Below are 15,368 nucleotides of genomic sequence, written 5' to 3'. Positions count from 1 at the left end.
GCCGAAGAATGAGCGCGCCGGGTCTCGAAGCTTTGTCCATGCACCGCCCCGACGGTCGGATGAATGTCGTCTTGAGATCCGGCCTGCTCGCCAGTGCCCTGCTTGTGCTGCCGGGCCTGTCTGCAGCGCAGGCGCAGGCCCCGCAAGCAGGCGCACCGCAGAATGCCGCTTCGGACTGGGAGCAACTGCCGCCAGACAAGCAGGACCGGATCAGGTCCTTTGTCGAGATGCAGAATCTGAAGCCGGTCATTTCCGGCGATAGGGTCGAGGTCGGCTCCAGACTTCAACCCAACGTCCCGCTCAGGGGATTGCCCCGGGACATGGTGACGGAGATCCCGAAGGTGACCAGCTATCTCTATGTGGTCCTGCCGGAGGGGATCGCCATCGTGGAGCCAAATACCCGCAGGGTTGTCCAGATTATCGAGCGGTAGGCGGATGATGTATGATGTCGGAGGGGCGGCGATCATCGTAAGGAAGACCCGCATGCGCCAGCGCCTCGTTCCGCTCCTCGCCCTCGTCCTGACGCTCGGGGGCTCGCCGGCCCTCGCCCAGACCTCGACCGAATGCGGCAGCAGCATCGTCGTCAGGCGGGCGGATACCCTGAGCAGCATTGCCGAACGCTGCAATGTCAGCGAACTCGACATCCTGCGCGCCAATCCGCGTATCCGCGGCTCGGCGGATCTCGTCGCCGGGCAGGAGCTTCGGCTGCCCGAGGAGGGATCGCCGTCTGCGAGTACGGCCGAGCGCCTCGGTTCGGCGGCCCGCGAGGCGGGGGACGCCCTGGCCGACATCGCGCGGGATTTCGGCTCCTCTGTCGAGGATCTTCTTCGGAAGAACCCCGATCTGCACGAGCGCCTCCGGCGGTTGGGCGGAGAGCTCGACATTCCGAGCCTGGATGTGAGCAAGGCGCAGGTCTCCGTGACGCCTGAGGAGGGCGCCACCGGGACGCCGGTCACGGTCTCGGCCGTGGGCCTGCCGAAGAACGTGCCGGTCCGGATCGGCCTCGGAGCGCCGCGCTCGGCCTATGAGATCGTCGCCGATGCCCGCACGAGCGCCGACGGAACGCTTCAGGTGAACGTCGAGATTCCGGACTGGGCGGGCGAAGAGGACCGCGTCGTCTTTGTGGTCGAAGGCCGGGAGAGGAACTGGAACGTCCGGTCAGAGCCGTTCCGCATCACCGGAATGAAGCTGTAGGAGCTGCCGCCTTCAGACCGCAATCCTCCTGTGCCGCCACACTGGACAAGGACGCAGCCTGCCATACGTGCAGGAATGGCTCAGCTTTCCCACGGACCAGGGACGCCGGCCGCAACGCCGAGAGGAGCGCCGCGCGCATGCAACTTCTGTCCCGTGTCATGTTCGGCATCGCCGCCTTGGTTCTCATGCTGATTGCGCTCGGCCTGATCGTTTTCGGGTGCTGGCGGCTTGTCATGGCCTTTATGCTTCCGGAGTTGTCCCTTGAGGAGGCGATGCTCGGCGCCGTCGGCTATGCCATCATCTCCATTGCGGTCTTCGATGTCGCCAAGTTCCTCGTCGAGGAGGAGGTGCTGAACGGCCGCGAGCGCCGGATCGCCTCGGAAGCACGCAGAAGCTTGACGAAATTCATCTCGACCATTGCCATAGCGGTATTCCTCGAAGCGCTCGTGACCGTGTTCCGCGTCAGCGGGAAGGATGTTTCGGAGCTGATCTATCCGACCCTTCTGCTCGTGGCCGGAACGCTGCTGATCCTCGGGCTCGGCATGTATCAGCGCCTCAGCGCGACGGTCGAGCGGCAGGTGGACGCCCGGGACCGTTCGGAGGAGAGAAGCCACCACATATGATCTTCCGTACGGATCTTGGACCGGCTGCTCATTCCTGACCGGTTGCATAGCGACCAAGTTGAATGGCGTCGAAACCTCTCGCCGTGAGCTCCACGGAATCCGTGTCGGGCGTTGCGAGATAGCCCGCATCCTTGAGTTCCGAGACGGCGACGATGACCGCCGGGTCCGTGCCGAGGCGGGAATCGAGGGTCGCCAATGTCATGCGTGCACCCGGCCGCCGGTGCGTCTCGCGGAACAGATCCAGGATTTCGCAAGCCGTTTTGCTGAACGTCATCGCCCTTGTCCGGAATATGTCAGGAGAATATGTCAGGAGAATATGTCAGGAAATGCTTCGAACGCATAACGGTCCGGACAGGGGATCGGTTCGCGCTCCTCGCCTTCTGCGGGGAACAACGGAGTTCCGTGCCGATTGTCCCGCCAGAACCTCGCGAGGAGCCCGTGCCCAGTATTCCGCTGCCCAACCAGCCTTATCCCGAGCCGACGCCCGGCGATCCCAACCCGGCCCCGGTGCGGCCGCCCGAGCCGCGGGAGACGCCGCAGCCGGAGCCGACGGGCGTTCCGCCGACCACTCCGGAGACGGTGCCCCCGCCGGAGGAGCCGGTTGGCGTGCCGCCGACGACGCCCCAGGAAATCCCGGTCACGCCGACGACACCCCGGCCAACGGCGTAAGTGGCCGCTCGCCAGGAGCCTGAAGGAGATTGGGCCATGATCGACCTCAGCAAGATTCATAAGGGCATGGACGTGATGACATCCGACGGGCAGCGCCTGGGTGCGATCCGGGAGGTGATGGGTCACGTCCTGTTCCTGGACGATGCACAAGCCGCTGCAGGGGAGAGGGACGTCTCCGTTCCGCTGATCTGGATCATCGGCATCGACGATGTCGTGCACCTGGCCAAGTCCCGCGATCAGGTGCAGCGCGAGTGGCAGGCCGGCGCCCAGAGCACCCTATAGGGCCGATCCCGCACGAGACCTGCACGAGACCTGACGGAGGCAAGGCCAACATGTCCCGGATTCCGCGCGACAAGAGTTGGGACAGCACGCGCGCGCTGCTGTCGGAGGGCTATGCCTTCATTCCGGAACGGTGCCGGCGCTATCAATCCGATCTCTTCGAAACCCGGCTCATGCTTACGAAGGCCGTCTGCATGAGCGGGCCTGAAGCCGCCCGGGAGTTCTACGAGCCGGGCCGCTTCACGCGAAGGCAGGCATTGCCGAAGACGGCATTATGGCTTCTGCAGGATCAGGGCAGCGTTCAGACGCTGGACGGCGAGGCGCACGATCATCGCAAGCAGATGTTCATGTCGCTGATGTCTCCGAGGGCGATCCGGCAGCTTGCCGATCTGATGGCGAGGCACTGGCAGGCCCGTATCCCGAAATGGGGAGGAATGAGCGAAGTCGTTCTCCATTCCGAGGTCCAGGAGATTCTCTGCCGCGCCGTCTGCGAATGGGCGGGAGTGCCGCTCACCGAGGATGAGGCGTCCCGCCGGACGCAGGAATTCGCCGCAATGGTCGACGGGGCCGGAAAGGTCGGTCCCCGCAACTGGCGCGGCATGGCCCTGCGCCGGCGTTCCGAGCGGTGGGCCCGAAGCATCATCGAGGGGATACGTTCCGGGACCGTGAAGATTCCGGAGAAGGCGCCGGCTCATGTCATCGCCCTGCACCGGAACCAGGATGGGGCACATCTGGACGTCAAAGTCGCGGCAGTCGAACTCATCAATGTGCTGCGGCCTACGGTGGCGGTCGCGCGCTTCATCGTTCTAGGCGCTCTGGCGATGCACGAGCACCCCACCTTCGCCAGCCGATTGCGGACCGGCGACGACGAGGACATCGAGCTCTTCATTCAGGAGATCCGGCGCTTCTACCCGTTCTTTCCTCTCGTCGCCGGGCGGGTTCTGCAGGACTTCGACTGGAAGGGATATCGTTTCGAGAAGGGAGCCTGGGTGTTGCTGGACATCTACGGCACCAATCGCGACCCGCGAACCTGGAATGAGCCGGAACGCTTCGATCCCGACCGCTTCCGCAGTTGGGACGGAAGCGCATTCAACTTCATTCCCCAGGGCGGAGGCGATCACTACGCGGGTCACCGTTGTGCAGGCGAGTGGATCACGATTGAGCTCATGAAGCAGGCTCTGCGGCTGCTGGCCCGCGAGATGCGCTACGATGTGCCGGAGCAGGATCTTCGCATCGACCTCGCGTACATGCCGGCCCTGCCTGAGAGCGCGTTCAGGATCGCGAATGTCAGAGCGGCATCATGACGCTCATAAGCGGACGCTGGGCGGCGCTCCCCGCTCACGCAGCTCCAGGCGTATGTCATGCAGGATGACGAGGTTGGTCGCGAAGCCGAAGAGCGAAAGACCGGTAATCCCGGCGGCGCCAGCCAGAAGCAGGAGATAGGCGTCGAGACTTCCATTCCACAGGCTGGCGAGGAGAAGAGCCGCCGCGACGGCGCAGCAGCATCCCCCTGCAAACCGCAGGAGCGGAATCATCGGTGGGCGAGTCATGAGTGCAGCCATGAGATCCGTCACCCTTCAGCAGGACCGTGAACGCCCGAAGGGCCCCCAGCCGGTCGGGTCAATGCCTGTCTAACGACAGGTTGGCGGACCGGTTCCGCAGGAAGGGAGGCGAAGGAAAATGTCTATTCTCGTGCTGCGCGTCAGATGTGTTCGTGACGGTCGAGGAGCCGGTAGTGGATGGTTTGCATGTAGATCCGGCCGTCCTTGATCATGAACGAGTCTGCGCCGCATTCGACCCTGTAACGATCCGACTGGGCTCTCCAGACAAGGAAGGCGAACTCCCCTTCGACCTGACGGGCCAGAAACTCGAACCGGGCATCCGGCAGTTGTTTCGCCAGGCGTTTCGCCGAGATCCGCAGGCCGTCGTGGCCGTGCAGAACACTGTTCTCCGTCAGCAGCAGCACGTCCTCGGCGTAGTTGTGTTTGAGGTCCTCCTCCAGGCAGCCCTCTCTGTGCAGCCGGAGATGATCCTCGAAAACGTCCTGCGTGGAGCGGGCCGCGAGCGCCGTTTCGTCCGGTGAGTTCAAGACAGACTGGTCCATTCCGCTCTCCCGAAACGCGGAGGGTTCACACTCCCGATGAATTGCGAAAGAGATCCTATGTTCCCTCGATCGATATCTGACGCATTGTCCGTTGATGCACTGATCGGCGCACCGCCCGGGAACGGTCGTCTCGGCTTCTTGTTAAGCCTTGAGATGGATGGGTGAAAGCCCGAGTTTACGATTGCGGAGTGCCTGTCATGCTGCTGAAGGCGTCTACGATTACCGGATGCTCGATCGACGCCACGGACGGCGAGATCGGAACGATCTCCGATCTCCTGTTCGACGATGCCACCTGGGCCGTGCGCTGGCTCGTCGTCGATACGGGAGGGTGGCTCTCGGGCCGGCGGGTTCTGCTGCCGTCCTCCCATCTCGGAGAGGCCCGCGCCGGCATGACGGCGATTCCGGTCAACCTGACGAGAGACCAAGTCAAGGACAGCCCCGATATCGACACCAACCAGCCGGTCTCGCGCCAGATGGAGCAGACCGTCTACGATTACTATGGCTGGGCTCCCTATTGGCCCGCGGCCGGCGCCTACATTCCTCCGATGGGTTTTGCGGGAGCCGGCCTCGCCTACCCGCTTCCGGGCGCCTATTCTCCCTCCAGAAGCGTGCCGGGAGTCGGCGACCAGACTTCGGCCGATGCGGACCGGCATCAACCTACCGGCGATCCTCACCTGCGCAGCATCGGCGAGGTGACCGGCTACTACATCCAGGGCACCGACGGCGATATCGGGCATGTCGACGACTTCGAGGTGGATGCTCAGGACTGGGCCATCCGCTACATGGTCGTCGATACGGGCAATTGGTGGTCCGGGAAGAAGGTCCTGATCGCCCCGAACTGGATTCGGGACATCGACTGGAGCGGCCAGAGCGTCACACTCGGCCAGACCCGTGAGGAGATCAGAAACGCACCGGAATACGATCCGGACCGACCCATCGACCGGGATTACGAGAGCCGTCTCCATAGGCATTACGGCGCGCCGGAATACTGGTCCGTCAGCGAGATCAAGTGACCTGGAGTCGCGAATCTCCGCGGACGGTCCATTCCTCATGCTCATCAAGCTGTCCCGTTTGGCGACATGGACGATCATTGCCGCCATCACCGTCCTGTCCCTTGCTCCCGGATCCGAGATGATCCCGATCGGGCGCGGGCTGACCGAGCATTTTCTGGCGTATCTCGTCTTCGCAGCGGCGGCCGCTTTGGGCTACGGCCGCAAATTGGGCTATGGGACGCTCGTCGTCATTGCCGTTGTCGCGGCAGCCCTGTTCGAGTTCGCACAGGGCTGGGTTCCGGGGCGAGCGGCTTCGGTCAATGACTTCGCCGCGAGCAGCCTCGGTGCGTTCCTGGGCGTCACGATCGCCGTATGGCTTCGGAGCCTCATCGCGGCGAAATGAACGTTTGAAGGCACTCGCCCAATAACCGTATGCCCCACCTGAACGGGAGCTTCCAGGTGGGGCACACGGCCAAGGATGATGGTTCAGGCTTTTGATCCGATGGAGATGCCACCCGAAGTGCAGGAGCGAATGAGAGCAGTTTCAGATCATGCACTCTCCGTCGGTTCATGAATGTAATGCGTTGAAGTAGCTGCAGTTCGAGCTTCGCACGCAGGGTTGGTTCTCCAGTGTACATTCTGCAGCAATTGTCGAGCGGGCCCATTTCCATGCTCGAAGGCACACGGATCAGGATGCCCGATCGGATGCAAAAAGAGACTGCGTATCTTCGGAGAGAGGCGCTACCTACTGGCTCTCCAGGTCCGCGAGCCAGCCGTGGGAGGCTCCATACCGCACGATGTCGGCGCGCGTGCGAAGTCCGAGCTTCTCGGATGCGCGCGCCTTGTAGGTTTCAATGGTCTTGATGCTCACGTTGAGTCGCGCGGCGATTTCCTTGTTGCTGTAGCCCTGAGCCGTAAGCCGCAGGACCTCGCTCTCGCGCTGGCTCAGGGCGTCCTCGGCGCCCGATTGAAGGAGGCCCGCACCGCGCGCCGCATCGGAGAGGGCCCTGTCCGCGATGGCTGGATCGAGATAGACGCCTCCCGCCGCAATGGCCCGGATCGCCCGCACAAGGTCCTCCGCCGCCGAACGCTTCAGGAGATAGCCCTTCGCGCCAGCCTGAAGGAGCGGCTGAACATAGGCGCGGTCCTCGTGAACCGTCAGCGCCAGGAGCTTCACCTGCGGGTGAGAGGTGGCGACACGCCTCGCCAGATCGATGCCATTCAGGTCAGGCATCGAGATATCGATCACGGCAACGTCCGGCGTTTCAGCTCTGATTACGTCGAGAGCCGCTTGTCCGCTCGTTGCCTCCCCGACGAGAGCAATCTCCGGCGCTTCCTGCAGCAGGGCCTTGACGCCGGCGAGGACGACGGGGTGATCATCGGCAAGTGCTACGCGGATCTGGTGCATGGTCCTAGGCTCCTTCTTGTGGGAGCGAAATTTGAATGAAGAGTGTCGTGCCTTCGCCGGGAGCCGACTCGACGTGCAGTTTGCCCTTGACGAGTGACAGACGCTCACGAATGCCCGACAGCCCGAGAGGAGGCCTGCTGCGTCTGCTCTCGTCGTCGGTCTGGCCGGGCGCGCCGTCCGGATTGAAGCCAGCGCCGTCATCCTCGATGATGACGCGGAGCCTGTCGGCCCTGCTCTCCAGGACGATGCTTACGTTGCTTGCTTCCGCATGTTTCAGAACATTGGTCAGGGCTTCCTGGACGACCCTGTAGACGGCGGTCTCGATGTCGGGCGAAAGGCGGCTGTCGCTGCCGATGAACTGCACGTCGGCCCTGATGCCGAACCGCTCGCTCCAGTCGGAAGCGAACGCATTCAGGGCTTCCTTCAGTCCGAGATCGTCCAAAGCCGTCGGCCGCAGATCCGCAGCAGCGCGATGGATGTCGCGGCCGAGTTCGGAGGTGAGATGGCGCAGCCAGCGCACCTGCTCCTCGAGGGGCTGCCCCCGAAGCCGCTGTTCAAGGGCCTTCAGGCCGAGGGACAAGCCCGTCACGGTCTGGCCGACTTGGTCGTGAAGCTCCCTGGCGATGCGGCGTTGCTCGTTTTCCTGCGCCTCCGCAAGGCGTCTCTGGAGATCGACGCGCTCCGCCTCGGCGCGTTTCTGCGGATCGATATCGGCAAGAACGCCGTGGACGACCCTTGGTGCTTCGCCCACCAGGTGTGGCGCGCGGCCCGTGGCGCGCACCCAGTGCAGGCTGCCGTCCCGGTGCGCGGTGCGGAATTCGACATTGAGGGTGCGGCCGTCGTTGATGCAGTTCCGCATCGCCGCCTCGACGTTCGGGCGGTCCTCCTCGCAGATGGCATCTAGGAACTCTTGTGTCGAAATCCGAGCATTGGAGCCGGCCTGCGGTCGCCGCGGCAGGTCGAGAAGGATCCAGCATCGCTCCGATCCGACGACCTCGCCTCCATCCATGTCCCACCGCCATGTGCCGAGTTCGGCGGCCTCGACGGCGACCGCGCCACGCTCCTCGCTCACGGCAAGGGCAAGCGCCGACCGTTCGGCTTCGCTGCGCCGGCGCTGCGCGATATCGCGCGCCGTCAGCGACGCGAGAGCGAAGGCGAGCGCCAGGCTGACGATGCCGCCGCCGGCCAGGACGAAGAGCGAGCGTGAAACCGGCGCGTTCAGCACGTCACGCGGAACCCCGAAATGCACGGACCATCCTCCGGTATTCGGAAGGGTCCGGAACGCGGTCTCGACCTCGATGCCTTCCAGCGTCGGGGCCACGTAAAAACCCTCGGGCGCACTGGCGATCGCCTTTCGCAGTCCGGGAGCTGCGGGACGACCGACCTCGAGTTCTTCGGCGACCGTGCGGGCGATGATGTTTCCGCGCGAGTCGACGACGACGCCGACCCAGTTCTCGGGCGCACCCGCCTCCTTGAGGATCGAGCTGATGGCGTTCGGCAGGAACGACACCGTCACGACATAGCGCAGCTCCCCGTCGCGGATTACCGGTGCGCGAATGGCGACGAGACGCTTGCCGGAAATCCGCCCCATGGGACCTATGCCGCCGACGGCAGACCGACGGGTCTGGAGGACAGCATCGAAACTGTCGCGGTCGGCCGTGGGGCCCAAGGTATCCCCAAGCGGGCGAAACAGGTTCAGGATCTGCATGCCGGACGGATCCGCCAGCTCGACAGTCGCCCAGAGGGGCTGCAGCGCCTTCATGCGCTCTGCTTCGATATAGAAGCGTGAGAGGAAAGGCTGGTCCAGGGATGTGGACGCTGCAAGGGATTCGACGACCTGCAGCTGAGCGGAGATTTCCGACGAGATCCTTTCCCCTACATGCTTCATTGTCTGATAGGCTTGAGCGCGGGCATCGGCGCGCTGCTCCTGCGCAATCAGATAGACGACCCAGGCTCCGAACAGGAGGAGCGGGATGATGGCGGCCAGGACCAGGGACAGCAGGGTTCGACGGCTGGCGACGAAGAGGGGCCAGCGAGACGGCCAGGGCAGTCCGGCAGGATGCCGGATTGGATCGAGAGCCACAGGCTCGTTATGAGAGTCGCTGCCGAGCATGCGATGCTTGCGAACCTTTTCTCTGGATCCCGCAGCGAAGCGCGATCCAGGAGGAAGAAAGGAAAGTTTTCTGCTCAATACATCGCTCATCTTGGCAATGATGTCATCTTCCACGCGGGCACGCGTGAAAGGAAGAGCCCGTGCGAACGTCAGGATTTTCCTGACAGGCCTGCTACAAGGCCCGACTGCCGGAATCGAGTGGTTTCGGGGAGAATACAGGAAAGATCGAGCGTTTGTGTTCGATACTGCAGCTGAAATCGGCGAACCACGACTCGTCGTGTCGGGAGATTCGAAATGCTCAACTGCACCGAGGAACTCAGCCAGAACAGCCTTCATGAGTCTATCGGAAGATCTTCGCTAAATTCCAAGCACAGCCGTGTCCCCCTATCCCGCCAGCCCGGAGGCGTCATTCGCAACGGGATCCTGCAGGCCCTTCCCGCCGAGGCGCTCGACGAACTGGCGCCCTATATGCAGCGTGTTCCTCTCAAGAGGCGGCAGGTGCTGCACGAGCGGAACCTGCCCGTCACCCATGCCTATTTCATCGAAAGGGGACTGGCGTCGCTGCTCGCCCGCGCCGGGGATCAGTGCATGCTGGAGGTCGGCACGCTGGGCTGCCAGGATTTCGCCGGCATGCCCGTGGTGCTCGGAACCTCGCGGACGCCGCACCGCTGCGTGGTCCAGGTCTCGGGCGAGGCGCTCCGGATCGCGGCCGACGATCTTCACCAGGCCATGAACGACGTTCCGGCCCTGCGGCAGCTGCTGCTGGGCTACGTACAGGCGTCGACGGTGCAAAGCGCCCAGCTTGTGGTCTGCAACACCCGGCACACCCTGCGCCAGCGGCTCGCCCGCTGGCTTCTTTTCGCCCACGATCGGGTCGAGGGGAACGAGATCGCCCTGACGCACCAGTTCCTGGGGCGCGCCCTCGGAGTCCGCCGGGCGGGCGTAACGACCGCGATGGGACGCCTGGAGGAGGCCGGTCTGCTTCATCGGGGACGCGGCCGGATCGTGATCCTCGACCGCGCCGGCCTGGAGGCGGAGGCCTGCGAGTGCTACCGCGCCATCCGGTCGGAGCACGGGAGGATCGTCTGCGACGAGATCGCGGAGCCCCTGGCCGGAACGCTGAGAGCGGTCCGCCAGTAAAGGGAGCCGCCCTCGCTTACATGGATGAGTTCCGGAAGCGCTGCGGCTCGATGCGGACGCCCGCTGCCGCGGCCTGCCTGTCGGTCACGTAAGGCAGGCCGTAATAGCTTGCCTGCGGCTCCCAACGGCCGGTCGTGCCCGGATAGGGGAAGGCATAGGTGCCGCCGCCCGATGCGGCGTCCCGGCTGACAAGGATCGCGATCAGGTGGCCCTCCGGGCCGAAAACCGCATCGGTGACGATCCCGAAGCCGTAGCCGGTCTGCAGCCGGGCGTAGTCGCCGATGATCTCGGTCAGGCGATATTCCCGAGGAGCGGTCGTAACCTCCGCCGTGCCCTGGAAGAGGCGGTATCGCGGATCGTTGCGGCTGCCGGCCAGGTTGACCGCGACGCCGTCCCGCCCGGGCGTGAGACCGACCTGGTCCCACGGAATGCGATAGACCACGTCGGGAACGCCCGACGCCCCGCCGCCTTCCACCACTATCGCGGCGATACGGCCGTCGGCTCCGATGATGAGATCGCGCACGGTGCCGACCGGATCTCCGTTCGGGCGATGAACCACTCCTCCGATGACCTGCCGGGAGCGCCAGCCCTGGTAGAGCGCCTCCGGCGAGATCTGGCCTCCGGCCACCGGGCCGGACGGCGCGGCCTGAAAGGCGCCTTGTGCGACGGCCGGGGACGCCAATGCGGTCGCAACCAGTGCCGCAATCGTGATCCGGGAGAGCACCATTCTTCAATCCTCCATCTGGAGTGGAAGCCGTTCGCACGGGTCCCACGTTCATTCGGGGAATGTCGGCGCACGCTCCAGGTTCGCAGCCTCGGTCCGGAAGCGTACCGAGAGCCGCGTCCCACCTCGTCTCTTCGGGTGTCATCGACGCAACGATTGACCATTTGACAGGTTCATAGGGACAGCGAGGGAGCGCGCGTTCGCCGGACGGCACCGGCGTGGCTGCGGACAGGACGGCTAGGGCATCCGAACATTGAGGACGGCCGAACGTTACAAACAGTTCACCTCCCCGTAAGGACGCTTTCACGCGCCGCACCCCACCTTCCCCCCGGAAACACCCACGATGAGCTGATGGAGCCTACAGCAATGACACTTCCTCACTCCCACCCGAACAGGAAAGCACCGCAGTGCCTCCGGCCCATGGCCAGAACCCGCGCCGCTCTCCTTGGAGCCGTTGCTTTGGCATCTCTGACCGGGGCCGCCGGCATCGTTGCGCCCGCCCTGGCGCAGGGCCAAGGCCAGGGACAGGCACAAAGCCAAGGACAGGGGCAGGATCAGCAGGTGCAGCTGCGGCCTCAGGCGCAGGGACAGGCGCCGCAGACCCTGACCAACCCGGCGCCCACGGTGCCGTCCTTCGCCGATGTGGTTGAACGGGTGAAGCCTGCGGTCGTGTCCGTTCGCGCCCGAGGCGGCGAGAATAGGACCAGCATGGCGCAGCAGGACCGCTCCACCCCGGGTGTGCCCAATTTCAACCTGCCGGACGACCATCCCTTCCAGGAGTTCTTCAGGCGCTTCCGCGGGCCCGGTGGCGGGAACGACAGCAACCCCTTCGGTCAGCAGCGGCCAGGGCCGCGGAGAAGCGCATCGCAGGGCTCAGGCTTCTTCATTTCGGGGGACGGCTACCTTGTGACCAACAACCACGTCATCGAGGGCGCTTCCGAAGTGGAGGTCCTGATGGATGACGGCCGCACGCTGCCGGCCAAGGTGGTCGGAACCGATCCGAAGACGGATCTGGCTCTGCTTCAGGTGACCGAGGGAGGGCCCTTCAGGTTCGTCGAACTCTCGCCCGAGGTCCCGCGCGTCGGTGACTGGGTGCTGGCGGTCGGCAACCCGTTCGGCCTCGGCGGAACCGTGACGGCGGGCATCGTCTCGGCGCGGGCCCGCGATATCGGAGCCGGTCCCTACGACGACTTCCTGCAGATCGACGCGCCCGTGAACCGGGGCAATTCGGGCGGCCCGACCTTCAACCAGCGCGGCCAGGTGGTCGGCGTGAACACGGCCATCGCCTCGCCCTCCGGCGGCAATGTCGGCATCGCGTTCGCCATTCCGTCCGAGACCGTGCGGAACGTCGTGACGCAACTCAGGGAGAAGGGCGCCGTCGAGCGCGGCTATCTCGGCGTGCAGATCCAGTCCGTGACGCAGGACATCGCCTCCAGCGTCGGCCTGCCGAACCCGGACGGAGCCATCGTGGCCCGCCTTGAGGAGAACAGCCCTGCAGCGAAGGGCGGCATCAAGACCGGCGACATCATCCTGTCGGTCAACGGTAGGCAGGTGGACGATGCGCGGGATCTCTCCCGGATCATCGCATCGCTCAGCGCGGGCTCCACGGCCGATGTGGAAGTCTGGCGCAACGGCGACAGGCAGAGCCTTTCCGTCACCATCGGCCGGCTGTCCGAAGCCACGACGGCTTCTGCCGAACCGGGCGTCGGCGTCGAAATGGGCAAGCTGGGTCTGAGGCTCGCGCCGGGCTCGGAGGTCGCCGGAGCCGATTCCAAGGGTGTCGCCGTCGTGGAGGTGGAGCCTGGTAGCCCCGCCGCCGAGAAGGGTATCCAGACCGGCGACGTGATCCTCGAAGTTGCGGGCCAGACGGTCGAAACACCGGCCGATGTCAGGAAGGCGCTGGAGAATAGCCGCAGCGGCGGCAAGAAGAGCGTGCTCTTCCGCATCGAGAGCCGGGAAGGGGCGCGCTTCGTCGCCCTGCCGGTCCCCGCCGCGTAAGATTCGGTACGTCGAAGTTCAGCGAAAATCGCCGCAGGCTGGGGACCAGCCTGCGGCTTTACTTTTGGGCCCCTCCGCTCGCGGTCTGATCTTTGTACGATTGTGCACTCTCTTCGCGCGTTCCCTGGCGAACCGCGGGCCTCGTGGGCGCTTATCCCTGCGGGTGCTCGCCGAGTCCTGCGCCAGGCCCGTCGGTCCGAAGCGGTCCAAGAGACATTTTCGGAGTGGCGCCAGGTCTGGGGCATCGGCCCATGAGGGCTCCTGACCGATCGCTCTTCAGCAAACTGCCCCGCTCCCGCCCCGCGTAGGAGCGGGGCTCTTTCACTGTGGAGCGAAACGCCAGATCTGAGTAAGGCAGTCATGTTCGTCTTCTGTGATGATCTTTGCAGTTCGCCCTCGAAAGGGTTCAAGAATGGCAGGGAGATGCGCCATGGGGCGTGAACATCCGGAAGGCTGGTTCGACAGTACGCCTTCGGCCTCCTTCGTCAGGCATGTGCTGGTCGTGGTCGGCATCGTCGCGCTGACCTACATCGCGTGGCAGATCAGGAATGCTTTTCTGCTGACATTCGCAGCGCTCATCGTTGCGACCATTCTTCTCGCCGCAGCTGCGCCGGTCCGGCGCTGGACTCCAGTGTCGCAGACATGGGCCGTCACGATCGGCGCGGTCGTCATCGCGCTGTTCATCGCACTGGCGTTCTGGCTCATCGGCAGCCAGGTTCGCGGGCAGGTTTCGGAGCTCACCAGCCGCCTGCCGCAATCGATCCAGGAACTGGAGAACCAGTTCGGGATCTCGCTGCCGGACGTCAGCATGGGCGATCAGGCTTCTCAGGAGGCACAGCAGGCACAGCAGGCGCAGCAGCAGAGCGGAAACCCGGCTGCTCAGCAGCCGGAAGGGAATCGTCCTACGGGTCTCGACGGCACCTTCCTGTCCCTTGGACAGGACCTGTTTTCGCGGTTGGCGACCTTCGGCTCCACGGTCTTGGAAGTCGTTACCAACCTGATCCTGATCATCATCGCAGGCTTCTTCTTCGCGGTCGATCCGGGCACATACCGGCGCGGCCTCGTAAAGCTCTTCCCGCCCTCGCGCCACAAGGCCGTCAACGAGGCGCTGCTCGATGCGGGCGAAGGCCTCCACCTCTGGCTTATGGCGGAACTGATTGCCATGGCCATCGTCGGGGTTCTGGTCTCCCTCGGCGCCTGGCTGATCGGGCTGCCCGCGCCAATCGCACTCGGCCTCTTCGCCGGCCTGATGGAGTTCGTGCCGATCGTCGGTCCCTTCATCGGCGCCGTTCCCGCTCTGCTGCTCGCGCTGACAGATGGTTTTAGCACGGTGCTCTGGACGGCACTCCTCTTCCTGGCCGTGCAGCAGCTCGAGTCCAACGTCATTACCCCACTGGTGCAGCGGAGGGCCGTTCTCATCCCGCCGGCGCTGCTCCTCTTCGCGGTTCTCGCTTTCTGGCTCCTGTTCGGCGTGATCGGAATCATCATCGCCGCGCCGCTCACCGTCGTCACCTACATCCTCGTGATCAAGCTCTATGTCCGCAAGACACTGGGCGAGCCGGTGGAAGTGCCAGGCGAGGAGCAGGCTTTGGCATCGCAATCCAAGGGAAGGAAAAAATGAGGAGAACCCGACAGCTTCAGGAGCAGCTTCTATCAGGCTCGCTGCGCCTCGCCGTACTGCCGGCGCTGGCCGGACTCGCGGCGCTCTCCGGAACCGCTGCGGCGCAGACCACGACGCCGTCCACTCCGGATCCCATTCCGCCGGGAGTCGCGCCCGTCGAGGTCAGCGCAAGCATCATCAACGGCAATCTCCAGTGCCGGCCGCCGCAGGCGTGGCTTCCGACCGGAGACAGGATCGCGCTGCATGTCACAAACCGCGCCGAGCAGCCGGTGGCCTTCGTTGCACCCAAATTCTTCAGGTTCGGCCGTGTGATCGAATCCAGTGGATTCACCATGGATCTCGTGCGCGGCGGCTTTCTGGTCGCGCCGCAAAGCACCGTTCAGGTGACTCTGGTGACGCCAGTTCCCGGCGAATACTACTATTCCTGCTATCAGCCGGGCCATATTCCCACACCGCAGACGAGCGGCTTTTTCATCGTCGTCCCGCCGAGAGGCTGACGGGAG

The 15,368-nt window shown here is 64.6% G+C and carries 18 protein-coding genes; 11 read left to right on the top strand and 7 right to left on the bottom strand.

What is annotated here, in order from left to right; translation table 11 throughout:
- The first annotated feature begins 8 nt into the window (after positions 1-8).
- The 3 genes from LG661_RS05640 (at position 9) to LG661_RS05630 (ending at position 1,817) form a co-directional block, all read left to right on the top strand.
- The gene (locus LG661_RS05640) at positions 9-431 is read left to right on the top strand and encodes a DUF1236 domain-containing protein (RefSeq protein ID WP_230530899.1); all 423 of its coding nucleotides are present in this window, start codon (positions 9-11) and stop codon (positions 429-431) included.
- Positions 432-483: 52 nt separating this feature from the next.
- Complete coding sequence (locus tag LG661_RS05635) at positions 484-1,194, top strand: LysM peptidoglycan-binding domain-containing protein (RefSeq protein ID WP_230530898.1); 711 nt, start codon at positions 484-486, stop codon at positions 1,192-1,194.
- 137 nt (positions 1,195-1,331) lie between these two features.
- Complete coding sequence (locus LG661_RS05630) at positions 1,332-1,817, top strand: GNAT family acetyltransferase (protein WP_230530897.1); 486 nt, start codon at positions 1,332-1,334, stop codon at positions 1,815-1,817.
- 28 nt (positions 1,818-1,845) lie between these two features.
- Here LG661_RS05630 and LG661_RS05625 read toward each other — a convergent pair whose 3' ends face one another.
- On the bottom strand, positions 1,846-2,091 hold the full coding sequence (locus LG661_RS05625; RefSeq protein ID WP_230530896.1) for a hypothetical protein: 246 nt from the start codon (positions 2,089-2,091) through the stop codon (positions 1,846-1,848).
- Positions 2,092-2,284: 193 nt separating this feature from the next.
- Entirely contained in the window at positions 2,285-2,524 is a 240-nt protein-coding gene (locus tag LG661_RS05620; protein ID WP_230530895.1) for a hypothetical protein, read from the bottom strand.
- On the opposite strand from LG661_RS05620, the gene LG661_RS05615 reads away from it, so the two are divergent.
- Positions 2,523-2,768: a DUF2171 domain-containing protein gene (locus tag LG661_RS05615; RefSeq protein ID WP_230530894.1), complete on the top strand. Its 246-nt coding sequence runs from the start codon at positions 2,523-2,525 to the stop codon at positions 2,766-2,768. The two genes, LG661_RS05620 and LG661_RS05615, sit on opposite strands and share 2 nt — an antisense overlap.
- A gap of 50 nt (positions 2,769-2,818) precedes the next feature.
- Entirely contained in the window at positions 2,819-4,069 is a 1,251-nt protein-coding gene (locus LG661_RS05610; RefSeq protein WP_230530893.1) for a cytochrome P450, read from the top strand.
- Between the two features lie 3 nt (positions 4,070-4,072).
- Here LG661_RS05610 and LG661_RS05605 read toward each other — a convergent pair whose 3' ends face one another.
- Positions 4,073-4,315 carry a hypothetical protein gene (locus LG661_RS05605; RefSeq protein WP_230530892.1) on the bottom strand — a complete coding sequence of 81 codons (243 nt, stop codon included), beginning with the start codon at positions 4,313-4,315 and terminating at the stop codon, positions 4,073-4,075.
- Between the two features lie 152 nt (positions 4,316-4,467).
- Positions 4,468-4,869 (bottom strand): nuclear transport factor 2 family protein, encoded by a 402-nt coding sequence (locus LG661_RS05600; RefSeq protein ID WP_230530891.1) that lies wholly within the window; start codon positions 4,867-4,869, stop codon positions 4,468-4,470.
- Between the two features lie 197 nt (positions 4,870-5,066).
- On the opposite strand from LG661_RS05600, the gene LG661_RS05595 reads away from it, so the two are divergent.
- Positions 5,067-5,882, top strand: a complete 816-nt coding sequence (locus LG661_RS05595) for a PRC-barrel domain-containing protein (RefSeq protein ID WP_230530890.1) — start codon at positions 5,067-5,069, stop codon at positions 5,880-5,882.
- Positions 5,883-5,919: 37 nt separating this feature from the next.
- Positions 5,920-6,264, top strand: a complete 345-nt coding sequence (locus LG661_RS05590; RefSeq protein WP_230530889.1) for a VanZ family protein — start codon at positions 5,920-5,922, stop codon at positions 6,262-6,264.
- A 342-nt stretch (positions 6,265-6,606) separates the two neighbouring features.
- Here the strand turns inward: LG661_RS05590 and LG661_RS05585 are convergent, their stop codons facing one another.
- Positions 6,607-7,269 (bottom strand): response regulator transcription factor, encoded by a 663-nt coding sequence (locus LG661_RS05585; RefSeq protein WP_230530888.1) that lies wholly within the window; start codon positions 7,267-7,269, stop codon positions 6,607-6,609.
- 4 nt (positions 7,270-7,273) lie between these two features.
- The gene (locus LG661_RS05580) at positions 7,274-9,352 is read right to left on the bottom strand and encodes a sensor histidine kinase (protein WP_230530887.1); all 2,079 of its coding nucleotides are present in this window, start codon (positions 9,350-9,352) and stop codon (positions 7,274-7,276) included.
- Positions 9,353-9,676: 324 nt separating this feature from the next.
- On the opposite strand from LG661_RS05580, the gene LG661_RS05575 reads away from it, so the two are divergent.
- Complete coding sequence (locus LG661_RS05575; protein WP_230530886.1) at positions 9,677-10,522, top strand: Crp/Fnr family transcriptional regulator; 846 nt, start codon at positions 9,677-9,679, stop codon at positions 10,520-10,522.
- Positions 10,523-10,538: 16 nt separating this feature from the next.
- Here LG661_RS05575 and LG661_RS05570 read toward each other — a convergent pair whose 3' ends face one another.
- The gene (locus LG661_RS05570) at positions 10,539-11,249 is read right to left on the bottom strand and encodes a PRC-barrel domain-containing protein (RefSeq protein ID WP_230530885.1); all 711 of its coding nucleotides are present in this window, start codon (positions 11,247-11,249) and stop codon (positions 10,539-10,541) included.
- A 456-nt stretch (positions 11,250-11,705) separates the two neighbouring features.
- Between LG661_RS05570 and LG661_RS05565 the strand changes: the two genes are divergently transcribed.
- From LG661_RS05565 to LG661_RS05555, 3 genes are all read left to right on the top strand, one after another.
- Complete coding sequence (locus LG661_RS05565; protein WP_230530884.1) at positions 11,706-13,244, top strand: Do family serine endopeptidase; 1,539 nt, start codon at positions 11,706-11,708, stop codon at positions 13,242-13,244.
- A 430-nt stretch (positions 13,245-13,674) separates the two neighbouring features.
- On the top strand, positions 13,675-14,865 hold the full coding sequence (locus LG661_RS05560) for an AI-2E family transporter (protein ID WP_230530883.1): 1,191 nt from the start codon (positions 13,675-13,677) through the stop codon (positions 14,863-14,865).
- Positions 14,862-15,362 carry a cupredoxin domain-containing protein gene (locus LG661_RS05555; RefSeq protein WP_230530882.1) on the top strand — a complete coding sequence of 167 codons (501 nt, stop codon included), beginning with the start codon at positions 14,862-14,864 and terminating at the stop codon, positions 15,360-15,362. The genes LG661_RS05560 and LG661_RS05555 overlap by 4 nt, the downstream gene beginning before the upstream one ends.
- Positions 15,363-15,368 lie beyond the last annotated feature (6 nt).

This window comes from Microvirga roseola (assembly GCF_020866965.1).
GTDB lineage: Bacteria > Pseudomonadota > Alphaproteobacteria > Rhizobiales > Beijerinckiaceae > Microvirga > Microvirga roseola.
The sequence above is the reverse complement of the archived record's forward strand: the minus strand, read 5'-3'. Positions and strand labels throughout refer to the sequence as shown.

What these genes read in the sequence shown, in the direction of transcription:
- LG661_RS05640 (WP_230530899.1), top strand. Translation starts at nt 9, where the DNA reads ATGAGCGCGCCGGGTCTCGAAGCTTTGTCCATGCACCGCCCCGACGGT.
- LG661_RS05635 (WP_230530898.1), top strand. Translation starts at nt 484, where the DNA reads ATGCGCCAGCGCCTCGTTCCGCTCCTCGCCCTCGTCCTGACGCTCGGG.
- LG661_RS05630 (WP_230530897.1), top strand. Translation starts at nt 1,332, where the DNA reads ATGCAACTTCTGTCCCGTGTCATGTTCGGCATCGCCGCCTTGGTTCTC.
- LG661_RS05625 (WP_230530896.1), bottom strand. Translation starts at nt 2,091, where the DNA reads ATGACGTTCAGCAAAACGGCTTGCGAAATCCTGGATCTGTTCCGCGAG.
- LG661_RS05615 (WP_230530894.1), top strand. Translation starts at nt 2,523, where the DNA reads ATGATCGACCTCAGCAAGATTCATAAGGGCATGGACGTGATGACATCC.
- LG661_RS05620 (WP_230530895.1), bottom strand. Translation starts at nt 2,524, where the DNA reads ATGGCCCAATCTCCTTCAGGCTCCTGGCGAGCGGCCACTTACGCCGTT.
- LG661_RS05610 (WP_230530893.1), top strand. Translation starts at nt 2,819, where the DNA reads ATGTCCCGGATTCCGCGCGACAAGAGTTGGGACAGCACGCGCGCGCTG.
- LG661_RS05605 (WP_230530892.1), bottom strand. Translation starts at nt 4,315, where the DNA reads ATGACTCGCCCACCGATGATTCCGCTCCTGCGGTTTGCAGGGGGATGC.
- LG661_RS05600 (WP_230530891.1), bottom strand. Translation starts at nt 4,869, where the DNA reads ATGGACCAGTCTGTCTTGAACTCACCGGACGAAACGGCGCTCGCGGCC.
- LG661_RS05595 (WP_230530890.1), top strand. Translation starts at nt 5,067, where the DNA reads ATGCTGCTGAAGGCGTCTACGATTACCGGATGCTCGATCGACGCCACG.
- LG661_RS05590 (WP_230530889.1), top strand. Translation starts at nt 5,920, where the DNA reads ATGCTCATCAAGCTGTCCCGTTTGGCGACATGGACGATCATTGCCGCC.
- LG661_RS05585 (WP_230530888.1), bottom strand. Translation starts at nt 7,269, where the DNA reads ATGCACCAGATCCGCGTAGCACTTGCCGATGATCACCCCGTCGTCCTC.
- LG661_RS05575 (WP_230530886.1), top strand. Translation starts at nt 9,677, where the DNA reads ATGCTCAACTGCACCGAGGAACTCAGCCAGAACAGCCTTCATGAGTCT.
- LG661_RS05570 (WP_230530885.1), bottom strand. Translation starts at nt 11,249, where the DNA reads ATGGTGCTCTCCCGGATCACGATTGCGGCACTGGTTGCGACCGCATTG.
- LG661_RS05560 (WP_230530883.1), top strand. Translation starts at nt 13,675, where the DNA reads ATGGGGCGTGAACATCCGGAAGGCTGGTTCGACAGTACGCCTTCGGCC.
- LG661_RS05555 (WP_230530882.1), top strand. Translation starts at nt 14,862, where the DNA reads ATGAGGAGAACCCGACAGCTTCAGGAGCAGCTTCTATCAGGCTCGCTG.